The organism is Bordetella tumbae (genome assembly GCF_965139195.1).
GTDB lineage: Bacteria > Pseudomonadota > Gammaproteobacteria > Burkholderiales > Burkholderiaceae_B > Bordetella_A > Bordetella_A tumbae.
On record NZ_CBCSJH010000053.1, the window covers coordinates 1 to 17,248 of the forward strand.

11 protein-coding genes are annotated in these 17,248 nt (G+C 60.6%); all 11 read right to left on the reverse strand.

Annotated features, from left to right (window positions below; translation table 11 throughout):
• Nucleotides 1-144: 144 nt before the first annotated feature.
• Complete coding sequence (locus ACNA0J_RS27695) at nucleotides 145-870, reverse strand: ABC transporter ATP-binding protein (RefSeq protein ID WP_415822157.1); 726 nt, start codon at nucleotides 868-870, stop codon at nucleotides 145-147.
• Entirely contained in the window at nucleotides 867-1,673 is an 807-nt protein-coding gene (locus ACNA0J_RS27700) for an ABC transporter ATP-binding protein (RefSeq protein ID WP_415822159.1), read from the reverse strand. Before ACNA0J_RS27700 ends, ACNA0J_RS27695 begins: the two co-directional genes overlap by 4 nt.
• Complete coding sequence (locus ACNA0J_RS27705) at nucleotides 1,670-2,755, reverse strand: ABC transporter permease subunit (RefSeq protein ID WP_415822160.1); 1,086 nt, start codon at nucleotides 2,753-2,755, stop codon at nucleotides 1,670-1,672. The genes ACNA0J_RS27700 and ACNA0J_RS27705 overlap by 4 nt, the downstream gene beginning before the upstream one ends.
• A complete protein-coding gene (locus ACNA0J_RS27710; RefSeq protein WP_415822161.1) occupies nucleotides 2,752-3,741 on the reverse strand; it encodes a branched-chain amino acid ABC transporter permease in 990 nt (329 codons plus the stop codon). Before ACNA0J_RS27710 ends, ACNA0J_RS27705 begins: the two co-directional genes overlap by 4 nt.
• Nucleotides 3,742-3,798: 57 nt before the next feature.
• Nucleotides 3,799-4,944 carry a branched-chain amino acid ABC transporter substrate-binding protein gene (locus ACNA0J_RS27715; protein ID WP_415822162.1) on the reverse strand — a complete coding sequence of 382 codons (1,146 nt, stop codon included), beginning with the start codon at nucleotides 4,942-4,944 and terminating at the stop codon, nucleotides 3,799-3,801.
• A 241-nt stretch (nucleotides 4,945-5,185) separates the two neighbouring features.
• Nucleotides 5,186-8,998, reverse strand: coding sequence for a trifunctional transcriptional regulator/proline dehydrogenase/L-glutamate gamma-semialdehyde dehydrogenase (putA, locus tag ACNA0J_RS27720; RefSeq protein WP_415822163.1), 3,813 nt, complete (start codon nucleotides 8,996-8,998; stop codon nucleotides 5,186-5,188).
• A gap of 141 nt (nucleotides 8,999-9,139) precedes the next feature.
• The gene (locus tag ACNA0J_RS27725) at nucleotides 9,140-9,793 is read right to left on the reverse strand and encodes a PqiC family protein (protein ID WP_415822164.1); all 654 of its coding nucleotides are present in this window, start codon (nucleotides 9,791-9,793) and stop codon (nucleotides 9,140-9,142) included.
• Between the two features lie 3 nt (nucleotides 9,794-9,796).
• Entirely contained in the window at nucleotides 9,797-11,446 is a 1,650-nt protein-coding gene (locus ACNA0J_RS27730) for a PqiB family protein (protein WP_415822165.1), read from the reverse strand.
• A gap of 27 nt (nucleotides 11,447-11,473) precedes the next feature.
• Entirely contained in the window at nucleotides 11,474-12,856 is a 1,383-nt protein-coding gene (locus tag ACNA0J_RS27735) for a paraquat-inducible protein A (protein WP_415822174.1), read from the reverse strand.
• 2 nt (nucleotides 12,857-12,858) lie between these two features.
• Entirely contained in the window at nucleotides 12,859-15,168 is a 2,310-nt protein-coding gene (gene clpA, locus ACNA0J_RS27740) for an ATP-dependent Clp protease ATP-binding subunit ClpA (RefSeq protein WP_415822166.1), read from the reverse strand.
• 56 nt (nucleotides 15,169-15,224) lie between these two features.
• On the reverse strand, nucleotides 15,225-17,248 hold a 2,024-nt coding region (gene pbpC / locus ACNA0J_RS27745), incomplete at its 5' end, for a penicillin-binding protein 1C (protein WP_415822167.1).

Sequence of the window (17,248 nt, forward strand, 5' to 3'; positions counted from 1 at the left end):
CAGGCGGCCGACCGACTCCGTGAAGCGCCAACACGGTCACTGCCCCGCTTCGACGTCCAATAGAACTCGCCCCTTCCGTCAGCAACCCAGACGTGGCAAGCCAGAAGCCTACGCACAAAAACAGGCGTACTCACCGCAACCGACTTACACCTCACCCAGATACGCCGCCCGAACTTTCGGATCTGTCAGCAATTCATTTGACGGCCCCGAGAGAGTCAGCTCACCGGACTCCATCACATAGCCACGATGGCTATGTTCCAACGCGAGTTTGGCATTCTGCTCGATGAGCAAAATGGTCACGCCCTCGTTGGCAATGGTGCGTACGACTTCGAAGACTTTTTCCACCATCAAGGGCGCGAGGCCCATCGAAGGCTCGTCGAGCAGCAGCAATTTGGGGCGCGCGATCATGGCACGGCCCATGGCGACCATCTGCTGTTCACCGCCGGATAACGTGCCAGCCGCTTGTTTACGGCGTTCGGCCAAGCGCGGAAACAGCGTGAACACACGCTCAGTGTCCTGCCGTACCTGTGCGGCGTCGCGTCGCGTATATGCACCCATGGCCAGGTTTTCTTCGATGGTGAGCTGGCCGAAAATGCCTCGCCCTTCGGGAACCATCACCAGGCCGCGACGCACAAGTTCAAATGATTTGCGGCCATTGATGGATTGGCCATCGTAGTGCACATCGCCGCCTGCCAGCGGCACCAGGCCGCATATCGCTCGCAGCGTGGTGCTCTTGCCTGCGCCATTCGCCCCGATCAGGCAAACGAGCTCGCCCGCATCGACGTGCAGGTCGATACCTCGCACGGCACGGATACCACCATAGGCAACCTCCAGGCCGCGCAGATCCAATAAAGGTGGGGTTGCGCTCATGATTGGGGATGCTCCGCAGGGATCGCCTGGGCATCCTGGGCAGCGCCCGCACCCAAATAGGCTTCGATGACTTTGGGATCGCGTTGGACCTGGGCCGGCTTGCCCATGGAGAGGACCTTGCCGTATTCCAGGACGAGCACGCGATCGCACAGTCCCATGACGAGTTTCATATCGTGTTCAATCAACAGTACGGTGATCCCGTCGTTGCGGATCTTTTCGATCAATTGACGCAGGACCACGGTTTCGGATGCATTCATGCCCGCGGCGGGTTCATCCAGCGCGAGCAGCTTCGGCTCGGTGGCGAGTGCCCGGGCGATCTCGAGGCGCCGCTGATCGCCATACGACAACGAGCGTGCCACGTCGTTTGCACGCGCGCCGATGCCGACGTAGTCGAGCAACTCGTGCGCACGCTGTTCGATGGCGGACTCCTCTGCACGCGTGGCACGGGTGCGAAACACCGCGCCAAACACGCCCGCGCGCGTGCGGACGTGACGGCCGATCATCACGTTTTCGATCGCGCTCAGATTGGCGAACAAGCGAATGTTTTGAAAGGTGCGCGCGAGGCCGACTTCGGCGACCTCGTGCGGCTTGCGGCCGATGAGGGATTCGCCGTTGAACGTGCAGCGGCCGTCTTCAGGGATATACAGGCCGGTCAACACGTTGAACAGCGTCGTTTTACCCGCACCGTTGGGGCCGATCAGGCCGTAGATCTCGCCGGCTTGGATATCGAAGCTGACGCCCGATAGCGCCTGCAGGCCGCCGAAGCGTTTGCCCAGGCCTTCGGCTTGCAAAATGATGCTCATGCCTGGCCTCCGTTAGTGCCGGCCAACTCGCGTTTACGCACGGCAGACGGCCACAGCCCTGCGGGACGGAACAGCATGACGCACACCATGGCCAAGCCAAACAGCAACATACGGATGCCCTCGGGGTCGAGTACGACCTCGCCAAAAATCAGGCGCTGCACGGGCTCGACAACGGCACGCAAGAACTCGGGCAACGCCGCCAGCAGGATCGCCCCCAGAATCACACCCGGAATATTGCCCATGCCGCCGAGTACGACCATGCACAATACGGAGATGGACTCGGTCAGGCTAAAGCTCTCAGGGCTGACAAAGCCCTGCATCGACGCAAACAACGCCCCCGCCACACCGCCAAACGAGGCGCCCATGGCAAACGCCAGGAGCTTCACGTTGCGGGTGTTGATACCCATCGCCTTGGCGGCGGTCTCGTCTTCGCGGATAGCCTCCCAGGCGCGGCCGATGCGGGAATTTTGCAGACGCATGCATACCAGGACGATCAACAGCGTGATGCCCAACAACAGGTAGTAATATTTCTCGGGGCTGGTGAACCGCATCCCCATGATGGTTTCTGAACGGCTGAACATGAATTCGCCAATCTTGAAACCATCGATGCGGTTGATGCCCTGCGGCCCGTTGGTGATATTGACCGGCGCATTCAAGTTATTCAGAAAGATGCGGATGATCTCGCCAAACCCCAAGGTCACGATCGCGAGGTAATCGCCACGCAGTTTCAAGGTCGGCGCGCCGAGCAACACACCAAATACGCACGCCAGGCCCAGGCTGATAGGCAGAATGGCCCAGAACGGCAGATGCAGGCCGAAATGCGGCGAGGCCAATAGTGCCCAGGCATAAGCGCCCACGGCATAGAACGCGATATAGCCCAGGTCCAGCAGGCCGGCAAAGCCCACAACAATGTTCAGGCCTAAAGACAACATCACGTACAGCAACGCAAAGTTGACAATACGCACCCAGCTTTGTCCGGCCATGCCCAGCACAAACGGCAACACGGCCAGGACAATGCCTATCAACACGATGCCCAGCAGATGACGGCTCGAGAGGCCGCGAGAGGATGTGGTGGTATTCATGCGCGGTCTCCTACGCGTTCGCCGAGCAGACCCGACGGGCGGAAGATCAATACCAGCACGAGCACGACGAAGGCAAACACATCCTGATAATGGCTGCCGAGGAATCCGCCGGTGATGTCGCCGATATAACCCGCGCCCAGGGACTCGATGATGCCCAGCAACAAGCCGCCCGCCATCGCGCCGACCAGATTGCCGATCCCACCCAGCACGGCAGCGGTAAAGGCCTTCAGGCCCAGCATGAAACCCATGGTGTATTGCGCCACCCCATAATAGGTGGTGACCATCATGCCGGCGATCGCGGCCAACGCGGAACCGATTAAAAACGCCGCCGAGATCACCGTATTGATGTTGACCCCCATCAGGCCCGCCACCTCGCGGTTTTGCGCGGTAGCGCGCATGGCCGTACCCAACCGGGTTTTGTGAACGACCGCAAGCAAGGCGCCCATGATCAACGCCGCGATCAGCACGATGGCCATCTGCAGCGAGCTCATGCGGGCTCCGGCCAGCTCGAACACCCGCGGTTCCAGGACCTGGGGGAAATTCAGGTAATTGCGCCCCCACACCATCATGGCGAGGTTCTGCAGAATGATCGATACGCCGATAGCGGTGATCAATGCGGCCAGGCGCGGCGCGCGGCGCAATGGCCTGTAGGCCACGCGCTCGGCAGTCCAACCCACAGCCATGCACAAAGGCACCGACACCAATAAACCTACCCCCAGTACGGCAAAAGCCGAGACGGTGGGATCCCCGCCGACCAGCGCGGTAGCGATCATGGTGGCCGCCATGGCACCGATCATGACGACATCGCCATGCGCAAAATTGATGAGCCCGATGATGCCGTACACCATCGTATAGCCCAACGCGACGAGCGCGTATACGCTGCCCAGCGTCAGGCCATTAATGAGCTGCTGAATGAAGATATCCATAGGAATACGGAGCCTGTGATGTGCTCGTAAAGAGAGGTTGCCGCACCGCGCGGACGCCATGCCGCGCGGCACTGATGCGGCGCTGCGGGCACGAGATGCCCGCAGGCCAAGCCTGACTTAGTTGGCTTGGCTGACCATGGTCTCGACCATTTCCCATTTACCGTTCTTGACTTCGTAAATGGTGACCGAGATTTCTTTCAAATCGCCTTTGTCGTCGTAGGCGATGTGTTCGCTGGTGGCGCCTTTGCGCTCGATCTTGGCCAGTTTGGGCAGATAATCGTCGGGGTTTGCGGAGCCGGCCTGCTCGATCGCAGTGATCATGGTCCAGGCGCCATCATAGGCATAGGGAGCATAGACGCCGGGAGCCTTTTTAAAGCGGGCCTCGTAGCGTTGCGCGAAATCCTTGCCGGCAGTCATCTTGTCCAGCGGCACGCCAGCCAGTGAGGCATAGGTACCCTCTGCCGCATCGCCAGCCAGTTTCAGGAACGTATCGCTGCGGGTCATTTCGCCCGACACCAATGGCGCCTTGATACCCAGGCTGACCAATTGACGCTTCATGGGACCGGACTGCGCGTCCAGGCCACCGTAGAAAATCGCGTCCGGCGCAGCAGCCTTGATGTTGGTCAGAATGGAGGTGAAGTCGTTCGCCTTGTCAGTGGTGTACTCGCGGCGCACGATTTCACCACCGGCCTTTTTGACGGCTTTTTCGACCTCGTCGGCCAGGCCCTGTCCGTACGCGGTACGGTCGTCAATGATGGCGACCTTTTTAGCCTTGAGTTTCTCGACGATGAACTGGCCCACGGCAGCGCCCTGCTGCGTATCGCTGGTCATCATGCGAAAGGTCGTGTCGTAGCCCTGGGCGGTGTATTCCGGCGAGGTTGCCATCGCGATCTGCGGCAAGCCTGCCTCGTTGTAGACACGCGAAGCCGGAATGGTGGTGCCCGAGTTGAAATGGCCGAGAATGCCGTTGACGTCTTCGTCGACCAACTGTTGGGCTACCTGCACAGCGGTACGTGGATCGGCTTGATCGTCACGCGACACCAGCTCGAATTTGGCGGTCTCGCCATCGACCTTGATGCCTTTTTTATTGGCTTCTTCCAGGGCCAATGTCAGCCCGTTCTGCATGTCTTCGCCGTAGTGCGATTGCGGCCCGGTCAACGGCGCCGCAAAACCGAATTTGATGTCTTCGGCGTGCGCCACGCTCACGAGGCTGGCTGCGGCCAATGCTGCCAGCAGAACCGGCCGGGAAAATGCGAATGTCATCTCTATACCCTCCTGTGTGAATAAGGTACTGCATAGGCACACTGCTGCTTTTGGCGCAGTGGCCTGACTCTTCTGGATTTGTACCGAAAAAAGTTGCACCGGATTTTTGATCGAGTACAACCTTTCGGCTATTGGCGATAACCCGCGTTGTTCTACAACCAAACGGCGATCGGCCGATATGGCTGCAAAGCATCGCCGTCTGCACGATCACGATGTGCCTCGTCAGACGGCTGAAATGCAATTAACCGATAGACATCAGACTGGCGTTGCCCCCTGCCGCGGCCGTATTGACACTGATGGAACGCTCGGCCACGAGCTGTTCCAGTGTGTAGGCCGCGCCGGCAGCCAAGGCATCCGGGGTCAAGCCTTGCACAATCAAGATCGGGCCATTGCGCGAGGCAATGCGCTCGTTCCACGCACGCAGATCGTCGCCGTCCCCTTCGAACAATACGCCTTGGAATGCGGTTTCGTCGACTTTATCGTCCGTCAATAGCGTCACGCTCGTGCCCGCCCCTGCTCCAGCGCGCCAGGCCTGCGCGGCAGGCGTATCCAGGAACAGAGCCTTGTTTCCCGAGGCCTGCGCTGCCGCATACTGCGCCTGTGCGCCGGTTTCGGTGGCAGCGATACACAGCACCGCACCGCGGGGCTGCAACTGATAGGTGTTCTGCTCGCCCGTCGGGCCGGGCAAGGTCTGCACGGTGGGCAGTGATGTCCCGTTCACACCGGGTGGCAATCCCGCCGGACGCACGGCCAGCAGACGATACAAATACAGGGGACCACCGGCCTTCGGCCCCGTCCCCGAGAGCCCCTCGCCACCGAAAGGCTGCACGCCGACCACGGCACCGACGATGTTGCGATTGACGTACATATTGCCGGCATGCACGCGCCCGGTGACATGCCCAATGGTCTCATCGATACGGCTGTGCACGCCAAAGGTCAATCCATAGCCCGTGGCATTGATCTGGTCCAGTACTTGGTCCAGGGCATCGCGCCGGTAGCGCAGCACATGCAATACCGGGCCAAAGACTTCTCGCGTGAGTTCGTCGATGCTGCCGATTTCGATCAGTGTCGGCGGCACGAACGTGCCATAACGGCAGTTGGCGTTGGGCTCGACTTGATCGATACGATGACCGGCGGTACGCATGGCCTCGATATGGCGCAGGATGTTGTCGCGCGCCTCGGCATCGATCACGGGGCCGACGTTGGCAGCCAATTGGTCCGGATTACCGACATACAATTCGCGCATCGCGCCGCGCAGCATCTGCAGAATGTGATCGGCACTGTCCTCTTGCAAGCACAACACGCGCAAAGCAGAGCAACGCTGGCCCGCGGAATCGTAGGCGGAGTTCAGGACATCGAACACGACCTGTTCGGCCAAGGCGGACGAATCGACAATCATGGCATTTTGCCCGCCCGTTTCCGCGATCAACGGAATGGTGTGGCCCTGATCGTCCAGACGGCGCGCCAGCGTACGCGCAATCAGCCGCGCCACATCGGTAGACCCGGTGAACATCACCCCATCGATCGCGGGGCTTTCGACCAACTGTGCCCCGACAGTTTCGCCCCGGCCCGGCAGCAATTGCACCGCGCCGCCCGGCACACCTGCCGCGCGCAGGATCTGTATGGCTTGCGCGGCGATCAGGCAGGTTTGCTCGGCGGGCTTGGCGATCACACTATTGCCCGCAACCAGAGCGGCGGCGACTTGGCCGGTAAAGATGGCGAGCGGGAAATTCCACGGGCTGATGCACAGCACCGTGCCCAATGGACGATGGGTATCGTTGTTGAACTCGCGTTCGGCCTGGTCCGCGTAATAGCGCAGGAAATCCACGGCCTCGCGTACCTCGGCAATGGCGTTGGGCAGCGATTTACCGGCTTCGCGCACGATCAGGCCCAACAACGGCTGCATGCCTTCTTCGAGGAGTTGCGCGGCGCGGCGCAGGCATTGGGCCCGTTCGCCCACAGGCGTCGCTTGCCAGATGGGCGCAGTGCTCTCTGCGACGCGCAAGGCTTGTTCGACCTCAGCAGGTTGGGCTTCGATCAGATAACCGACCAGGTCACGATGATCGGCGGGATTACGCACCTCGATCGCGCGCTCGGTATCCCATACGGTCTGGGATTCGCCCAACAGGGGCGCCGCCCGCCATGGTGTCGCAGCGCTGGTCAGTAACGCCGCTGCAAGCGAGCCCAGGCGATGTTCGTTGGTCAGATCCAGACCGGCTGAGTTCAGACGCGCGCCAGTGTTGGCCGGACCATATAGTTCGCGCGGCAGCGGGATCTGCTCGTGTGGCGCGCCCAACGGCGTAATGCGCATGGCGACATCGACGGGATCTGCGACGAGCGTATCGATCGGGATGTCTTCGTCGCCGATCAAGTTGACGAAAGACGTGTTTGCGCCATTTTCCAACAAGCGGCGCACCAGATAGGCCAGCAGCGTCTCGTGCGTGCCAACGGGCGCATAGATGCGGCACGGCCGGTTCAGTTTGCCATCGGCTGCCGGGCCGACGACCTCTTCGTAGAGGGGTTCGCCCATGCCGTGCAGGCATTGGAATTCGTATTGACCGGGATAGTAGTTCTGGCCGGCCAGTTGGTACACCGCGGACAAGGTATACGCGTTATGCGTCGCAAACTGCGGATAGACGGCCTCTGGCGCACCCAGGAGCTTGCGAGCACAAGCCAGATAGGCCACATCGGTGTAGACCTTGCGGGTGTAGACCGGATAGCCCTCCAGGCCGTCGATCTGCGCGCGTTTGATTTCCGTGTCCCAATAGGCGCCTTTGACCAGACGCACCATGATGCGATGGCGGCTGCGGCGTGCGAGGTCGATCACATAATCGATCACGAACGGCGCACGTTTTTGATAGGCCTGGATGACGAATCCGATGCCGTTCCAGCCCTCGAGCTCGGGAGTCATGCAGAGCGCTTCGAGCAGATCCAGGGAAATTTCCAGACGATCGGCCTCCTCCGCATCGATGTTCAGGCCGATATCGTATTGACGCGCCAATATCGTCAGCGAGCGCACACGCGGCAGTAATTCCCGCATGACGCGCTCGCGCTGGGCACGCGAATAGGTGGGATGCAAGGCCGAGAGCTTGATCGAAATACCGGGGCCTTCGTAAATGCCGCGGCCCGCGGCGGCCTTGCCGATGGCATGAATGGCCTGCTCATACGAGGCGTAGTAACGGTCGGCGTCTTCGCTGGTCGTAGCGGCCTCGCCCAGCATGTCGTACGAATATCGGAAGCCCTTGGATTCCTGTTTGCGATTGTTGGCCAGGGCCTCGGAAATCGTCTGGCCCGAGACGAATTGTTCGCCCATCATGCGCATGGCCATGTTGACGCCCTTGCGCACCAGAGGCTCGCCGCCCTTGCCGATCAAGCGTGTCAAGGCCTTGGACAGAGACTGCTCGCTGTTGACGGCAACCAGTTTGCCGGTCAGCATCAAGCCCCAGGTCGCAGCGTTCACGAACAAGGACTGCGAACCGCCCATATGCGAACGCCAGTCGCCGCGCGAGATCTTGTCTCGTATGAGCGCATCGCGCGTCGCGCGGTCGGGAATACGCAGCAACGCCTCGGCCAGACACATCAGCGCGACGCCCTCTTGGCTCGAGAGCGAGAATTCTTGGATCAGGCCCTCGACCCCGCCGCCGCCACGCTTGTCGCGCAGCGCTTTTACCAGACGCGTCGCCATCGCGTGGATTTTTTCGGGATTGGGCATGCGTGCCTGGCCGAGCAGCAACGGCACACATTCAGGCTCCGGGCGGCGGTACGCCGCCGTGATCGCGGCACGCAGGACGGATTGCGGCTGCACGTCCTGGCCAAACTCGAAGAACGGCGGCGTCATGGCCTGCGTGGCCGCGTCCGTGTCCTCGGCATCGGTTTCATCAGAAGAGAGATGCAAAATCTCGGCCGGCAGCTGGCCACGCTCGATCTTGTCCAAATAGGCCAGCAACGCCTGCTTGTGCAGCCAGTGCGGCGTGCAGCTGAGTTTCCGCGCAGCGGCCTTCAAGCGATCGCGCAAGGTGTCGTCCACCTTGACGCCCAGTGTGGTGCTGCTCATGATGAAGCCAATCCTCAGTATAGCGGCCGCCCGTGGGCACGGCGCGCCACGGCACGGATTTGCTGTTTCGGTAAAACCGAATACTAAGGAAGATACAACCGGTTTGAAATCATGGTTAACCTTTAAGGGTTAACCCGTATTTCAAGTACATCCCAGCATTTGCACCTGTTCTGCCGCGGGTGTTGCCTGTGCACCGCCGGATTGAATCGCCGAAGCGATCGTATTTCCCAGCAGTACCACAGCCTGTTGTTGGGCCTGCACCAGCGAATTCACGGCGTTTAACTGATCCGCCGGCAATTGCACCACCGAGCGGCATAGCAAGGCACGACCGCCTTTCACGTTGACTGGCCGCACACGCCAGGTGGCATCTAGCCGGGCCGGGCCGCCCACGACCATGTCAAAGCGCTGCACATCGACTTGAATCCGCCATACCGGCACATCCGGCGCAGGCGTGAGTGTCTGCACATCCAGCGCCCCCAAGGTACGGGTCAGCGTGTCTGCCAGAGCCGAGCGTATTTCATCGGCCAGCGGGGCACTCCAGCGGTCGGAATACATCGGCGTCAACGCGCCATCGCCCTGCCCCGGCCGCAGCATGATTTGCGGTTGATCGGCCTGCTGCGGCACGTTCACGGGCGCGACCTCGATTTGATAATCCACGCGCGGCACGCTGCGCGCCGCCGTTTGCGGATCGGATTGCAGCGTGTAGTAGCGCACCGAAGGCGAGCCCCCGCAGCCGGCCAGCACGGCCGACAGCATCAAGGCGGACAGCAACGGAATGCGTCGTGTAGCAGACATAGATCAGTTCCTGATTTGACCGGGTATCGGGTCTTCCCCACGGCCGCGGATCAAGGCCTCGGGATGGACCTGCAGATAGTCGGCCAAGCTACGCAGCGAACGCGCTGCACGACCCAGCTCTGTCATCGCGCGTTCGGCGTTCACCGGCAGTGACCCATCACGCGACAACAGTTCATTAATGCTATCTAGCGATTTACGGGCAGCCTGCAGGGTATTGCGCAGGTCTGGAGCGACGCGCTTGTCCAGGTTCTCGAGCAGGCGCGAGGTACTCGACAAGGTCGTACGCAAATCGCGACCGATTTGATCGAACGGAATTTTGTCGATCTTGTCGACGATGTTGGTAATCTGCTGCTGCAGTTGTTCCAGATTGCCCGGGACCGTGGGAATCATCACCGGGTCGGTGAGTTTGAAATCCACTGGCTCGGCTTTCGGGAAATTCTCTAACACGATGTACAACTGGCCCGTCAGGAGATTGGCGGTTCGCAGCTGTGCACGCAGGCCGTATCTGATCATGACGCCCAGCAGACGCCCGCCCGCATCGCCATCGGCTTCGGCACGCGCGTGCATCCTGTCGTAGACCGGACCCAGGCGCTCAGGATAGGTGACGGCATCGACCACAGCGAAGAAACGCTTTTTCTCGTTGTCGAAATCGATACTGATCTTGGTGACCTGTCCCAAGGTGATGCCCTGGAAGTCGATCGTCGCGCCAACGGCCAAGCCGCGGATAGACTGGTCGAAGCGCATCCGGATCGGGAACGGATCGCCATCCGGATTGGCTTTTGCTGCGCTCTCGCTGTCATACAGCTCAAATTGCGCGCTAGGCTTGGCCAGCTCGGGCTGGTTGACATTCACAGGCGCAAACGCGACACCGCCAAGCGCCAGGGACAGCAAGGACTGTGTATGCAGCTTTACTCCGCCGCCATCCACCTGTAAATCGATACCGCTGGCATTCCAGAAACGCGAGCCTGCAGTGACAAACTTGTCGTTGGGTGCATCGACAAAGACTTCGACATTCACGGAATCGCCGCTTTCATCGAGGTTATACCCAATCACGCGCCCGACATTGATGCGCCGGAAATACACCGGAGAGCCGATATCCAAAGACCCCAGATCACGGGCCTTGAGGATAAAGCGTTTGCCATCCCGATCGTGGGTCACCGGCGGCGGGGTTTCCAGGCCGACGAATTCGAATTGCGTGGCCGAGGTGGAGGCGCCCGATCCGTCGCGAGCATCGACATCGATATACGCACCGGACAGCAGCGTCCCCAAGCCCGACACGCCGCTAAACCCTAAACGTGGCCGAACCACCCAAAAATTAGTGCCCTCGGTTGCCAAGCCTGCCGCATTCTTGGACAACTGGACCTTGACGATGACCTTGGAGCGATCATCGTTGAAATGAACGCGCTGCACCATGCCAATCACGACGTCCTTGTAGCGAACCTGGGTCTTGCCGACCTCCAGGCCCTCGGCCGTGTTGAATGTGATGGAAATTTCCGGCCCTTCTTGCATCCAGGTGCGCAGCACCAGCGACAGCGCGACGACGGCCGCGACGACCGGCACCAGCCATATCCAGCCGATACGCCGTGTTTTTTTGCGTACGACCTCTGGCGCGGCGATCTCGTCGCTAGGATTTGAAGGAGTTTGTTCAGCCATAGTATGAATGCGAGCCTGTTATTTTTGCTATGCAGAGTCTTGCAGGGAAGCCGCTGACGGCCGTCCCGAGCCACGCTCGATCTGCGGTTCAGCATTCAAGGACCCAGGACGCCGCTCGTCTTGAGCCCCCTGCTGTGGTGTCACATTATCAGATTCTTCTTGCACTTCCTTGTCCCACGCAATACGAGGATCAAAGCTCATTGCCGCCAACATTGTCAACACCACGACCAGACCGAAAGACGCCGCGGCGGGACCGGCAGAGATTTCCATCAGCCCCTGGAAATGCGCCAAGGCCGCCAACAGAATCACCACGAAAACGTCCAGCATGGACCACTGCCCGATGAATTCGATCATTTCGTACATTCGGGTCCGTTGGCGCAGATTAAACGGACTGCACCGTTCTACGCTAGCGGCCAACGCCGCCAAGGCCAACATTTTTGTCAATGGCACCACAATACTGGCGACAAAAACGATCAACGCGATATCCCAGGACCCGGTTTGCCAAAGCTCGACCACCCCGCCCAGGATGGTATGGCCGCTGTCGCCCAGGAAAACGGAACTGATATTCATGATGGGCAGCACATTGGCCGGCACGTAGAGCGCAGCCGCGGCCAATAGCAGCGCCCAGGTGCGCGTCAGGCTGGCGGGCTTGCGCTCATGCACCACCGCGTGGCAACGGACACAATGCGGTGTCTCGCTGTGCGAATGATCATGTGCCTGCGCAGGCACCGCCTGCACTTGTCCGCACACATGGCAGCCCGTCAGGACCTTGCCGGGCTCGCGTTTCGGTGTATGGATCGGCACGACGCCCTCCTGCTCGGCATACCGCCATAACGCATGCGGCGACAAGCGTGAGAGCAGTGTCATCAAGATGGTCAATATGCCAAACGCGAACAGGCCCGGCTGCGGGCTGACCGCCGCCATGCCTGCGAGCTTTACGACCGACACCAACACACCGAGCAAAAAGACAGGCACCATGCCCCACGGACGCAACGCGCCAAACAGGCGCATGATGGGGCGAAAGCCGAGGGGTTCTCGTCCCATCGTCAGTGGAAACAACACCCACAGCAACAAGGCCAGACTCGCAAGCGGCACCCCGAATCCGGCCAATCCCGTCATCATGGCCGTGAGCACGTACCCTTGATTCCAGGTCATGATGACCGCGTCGAGCAAGGAGGCGTCGCGGCTCATGCCTTGCACCGACATGCTCATAACGGGATAAGCATTGGCCACCACAAAGACGATCAATGCCGTCAGACACAACGCCAACCAACTCGAAAGGCTGATCCCGCAATATTTCCACAAAATTGTGCCGCAGCGCGCGCACGTGGCCGTTTCGCCGCGCTGCAACTCGTGCCGCCGGAAAATATTGCCGCAATGTTCGCAGGCAATCAGCGGTTCTGTGGGCAGGTTCAATCGACCAACTCGACTTCCTGTCGATCACGGGCGCCTGAGTCCGACGATTTGCCGCCGCCGAAACTGAGTTGCACCTTGCCATCGGCATCCAGATCGACTGTCACCGTACCGCCGTCGGCCAGCTTGCCGAATAGCAGTTCGTCGGCCAAGGCACGACGGATCGTGTCCTGGATCAAGCGCTGCATCGGCCGCGCACCCATGAGAGGATCGAAGCCTTCTTTTGCCAGGTGAGCGCGCAACGCCTCGGTAAAGACGGCCTCGACGCGACGCTCGTGCAGTTGGTCCTCGAGCTGCATGAGGAATTTGTCGACGACGCGCAGGATGATTTCGCGCGACAACCCGGCAAACGGAATGATGGCGTCCAGACGGTTGCGGAACTCGGGCGTGAACACGCGGCGGATCTCGGCCATCTCGTCGCCCGCCACGCGGCTGTTCGAAAAGCCGATGGTGGGACGATTCAGCGTTTCGGCGCCCGCATTGGTCGTCATGATGATGATGACATTGCGGAAATCGGCCTTGCGTCCGTTGTTGTCGGTCAGCGTACCGTGGTCCATCACCTGCAGCAGGATGTTGAACACATCGGGATGCGCTTTTTCGATCTCGTCCAGCAGCAACACGCAATGCGGTTGCTTGGTGATGGCCTCGGTCAACAGGCCGCCTTGATCAAACCCGACATATCCCGGCGGCGCGCCGATCAGGCGCGACACGGCATGACGTTCCATGTACTCGGACATATCGAAACGCAGCAACTCGACGCCCAAGGTGAACGCGAGCTGACGAGCGACTTCGGTTTTACCCACGCCCGTGGGGCCGGAAAAGAGGAACGAGCCGATGGGACGCTCGGGTTTACCCAAGCCGGACCGCGCCATTTTGATCGATGCGGCCAACGCCTCGATGGCGTTGTCCTGACCGAACACGACGGTTTTCAGATCGCGTTCGAGTGTGGCGAGCTTGCTGCGGTCATCGTTGGACACGGATTGCGGCGGAATGCGCGCGATCTTGGAAACGATGTTTTCGATGTCGATCTTGCCGATGACTTTTTTCTGGCGCGAGCGCGGCAGCAGGCGTTGCGCGGCGCCGGCCTCGTCGATGACGTCGATGGCCTTGTCGGGCAAATGACGATCATTGATGTAGCGTGCGGACAACTCCGCAGCAGCGCTGAGCGCAGCGGCGGAATAACGCACGCTGTGGTGTTCTTCGAAACGGCTCTTCAGGCCGCGCAGAATCTGCACGGTCTGCTCGACGCTGGGCTCGGGCACGTCGATTTTCTGGAAACGGCGCGACAGCGCGTGGTCTTTTTCAAAGACACCGCGGAATTCGGTATAAGTCGTGGCGCCAATGCATTTCAACTGCCCAGACGACAAGGCAGGCTTGAGCAGATTGGACGCATCCAGCGTGCCGCCCGATGCCGATCCGGCGCCGATCAAGGTGTGGATTTCATCGATGAACAAAATGGCGTCGGGATTGCCGCGGATTTGTTTCAGAACGCCTTTGAGGCGCTGTTCGAAATCACCACGATATTTGGTGCCCGCGAGCAGCGCGCCCATATCCAGGGCGTACACATGAGCAGCCTGCAGGACCTCGGGGACCTCGCCGCGCGTAATGCGCCAGGCCAATCCCTCGGCAATCGCGGTTTTACCCACGCCAGCCTCGCCCACCAGCAACGGGTTGTTTTTCCGGCGGCGGCACAAGACCTGAATAACGCGTTCGACTTCGTGTTCACGGCCGATCAGGGGGTCGATACGCCCCGCGAGCGCAGCCGCGTTCAGGTCCGTGGCGTATTGATCCAGCGGCGACTGGCGCGACTCGGCGTTTTCTTCGGCGCCGGGTTGTTCTTTGGGCGTGGCGGAGGCGGATTCTTCCTGGGGCTGCTTGGTGATGCCATGCGACAGGAAGTTGACCACATCCAGCCGTGTCACCCCCTGCTGTTGCAGGTAATACACCGCATGCGAATCTTTTTCGCCAAAAATGGCGACCAGCACGTTGGCGCCTGTGACCGGTTTTTTGCCGGTACCGCCCGCCGAAACGTGCATGATGGCGCGCTGAATCACGCGCTGAAAACCTAGTGTCGGCTGCGTGTCCACCTCAGCGCCGGTCGGGATGACCGGCGTATTTTCGGACACGAACTGACGCAGATTGCGACGCAAATCATCGAGATTGGCCGAGCACGCGCGCAGCACCTCGATGGCCGACGCATTATCGAGCAGCGACAACAGCAGGTGCTCGACGGTAATAAATTCATGCCGGGCCGAACGGGCCTCGACGAAAGCCATATGCAGGCTGACTTCAAGCTCTTGGGAAATCACGCTTCCTCCGTAACGCATTGAAGCGATCGAAATACACGATTCATATTCTAAGCTGATCAGGGCGTAACGCCAGTGATTTCAAAAACCACACGGTCGTATCGGCCTTGTTCATCCATCGCGGTCAAGGTATACCGGCCATTGTGCACCATAGAAAGTTTCACTGACTCCGAAGCCTCGCCACGTTGTTGAACACGCCCATCCAGCATCCACCATACCTGTCCGCGTGCACCTTGCACACTGACATCCACTGACACGACATGCCGGCCCGGTACGGGACGCAACACCGACCCGGTCGCAATGCCCTGCAAACGCAGCGGGCCAGTCGCCACATCAGCATAACCTGCAAAAGTCGGCGGCACCGTATCGTCCAGCGACCACGCTGCACGCGGCTGCGCACATTGCGCAGCCTGCGGACTGCCCTGCCGCCATCCGAAAGGCCAACACGTCACTACCGGTTTTACACTAACAGGCCGGGTGCGTGCAGAGAATGGCCCTGGTGGTAACGCGGCTACTAAATCACTCAACAGCGGCGCGGCCACATTGGCGCCGAAAAAACCTGGATTAGGCGTGCCGTCTGGCCGCCCGACCCACACACCGATGGTCCAGCTATCAGTTACCCCTACCGCCCAGGCATCACGAAAACCGAAACTGGTGCCTGTTTTCCAGGCCAATCGACGCCCGGTTTGCTCCAGGGGACGATCGGGATGCCCCCCGCCCTCCAGGATGTCACGCACAATCCAGGCCGCGCCAGCACTCATCATGCGCGACTCGACGCGAGGCTGATCGGGCGACAAACGCGGCCGCCCGGCCAATCCGCCGCGCGCCAACGCACGATAAGCACCGACCAGTTCCTCTAAAGTGGTGCCGCCCCCGCCTAAAATCAAGCTCAAATTTGGCGACGCACCCGCGGGCAGGCGCAATTGCACGCCACCGGTCAGCATCATGGACGCAAAGCGGTTCGGCCCGACACGGTCGAGCAAATCGACAGCCGGCACATTCAGCGAGCGCTGCAAAGCCTGCGCCACGCTCACTGGGCCGGAAAACGCCGCCTGGAAATTGCCCGGCGCGTAACCGCCAAATGAAAGCGGCGCATCCAGCAACATGCTTTCAGAATGCACGATCCCGTCATCCAGGGCCTGCGCATACAAGAACGGCTTGAGCGTCGAGCCCGGTGAACGCACCCCGCGCACCATATCGACGTGGGAATAACGGCTCTCGTCGGAGAAATCGGCCGACCCCGCATAGGCCTTGATTTCCAGCGTGTCGTTATCCATGACGAGCACCGCCATCGAAACCTTGGCAGGCAAAGCGTCCACGCGATCCAGCAGCATGTGTTCCGCTGTGGTTTGAATGTCGGCATCCAGCGTGGATTGCACGATCGCCGCGCGTTCACCGCTGAGACGCTGCTCGGTTTGCAGCCGTTGCGCCGCCAACGGTGCCAGCCAACGCGCGCGCAGCGGCGGAGCCAGCACATTTTCGATTTTGGCATCGGCAACCTCGGCAGCGCTCCAGGCACCATTGGCCGCCATGCGATCCAACACTTTATCGCGCGCCACCTGGGCGGCCTGCGGATGGCGATCCGGACGCAATCGCGATGGAGATTGAGGCAATGCGGTCAGCAGCGCGGCCTCGGCGGGGCTCAGATCCATCGCCGATTTGCCCAGCCACATGCGTGAGGCCATCTCTGCCCCCTCGACGATGCCACCCATCGGCGCATGCGTCAGGTACATGCCGAGAATGTCGTCCTTGCTGTAGTGCATTTCCAACTGCACGGCGCGCGCCATCTGACGCAGTTTGGCCGACAAAAAACGCGAGGGTTGCCCTGCGAGTTCGGGGTCCAACAAGCGCGCCACCTGCATGGTGATGGTGGACCCGCCGGAGACGATACGCCCGTGCGCGGCCCACTGCCACGCGGCACGCATCAGCGAGACAGGATTGACGCCTGGATGCCAGTAGAACCAGCGATCTTCGTAGCCCAGCAGCGTCTGCAGGTAATACGGCGAGACCTGCTCCGGCGTCACAGGGTAACGCCAGATGCCGTCGCGGCTGGGATAAGTACGCAGCGGCGTGCCGTCGGCAG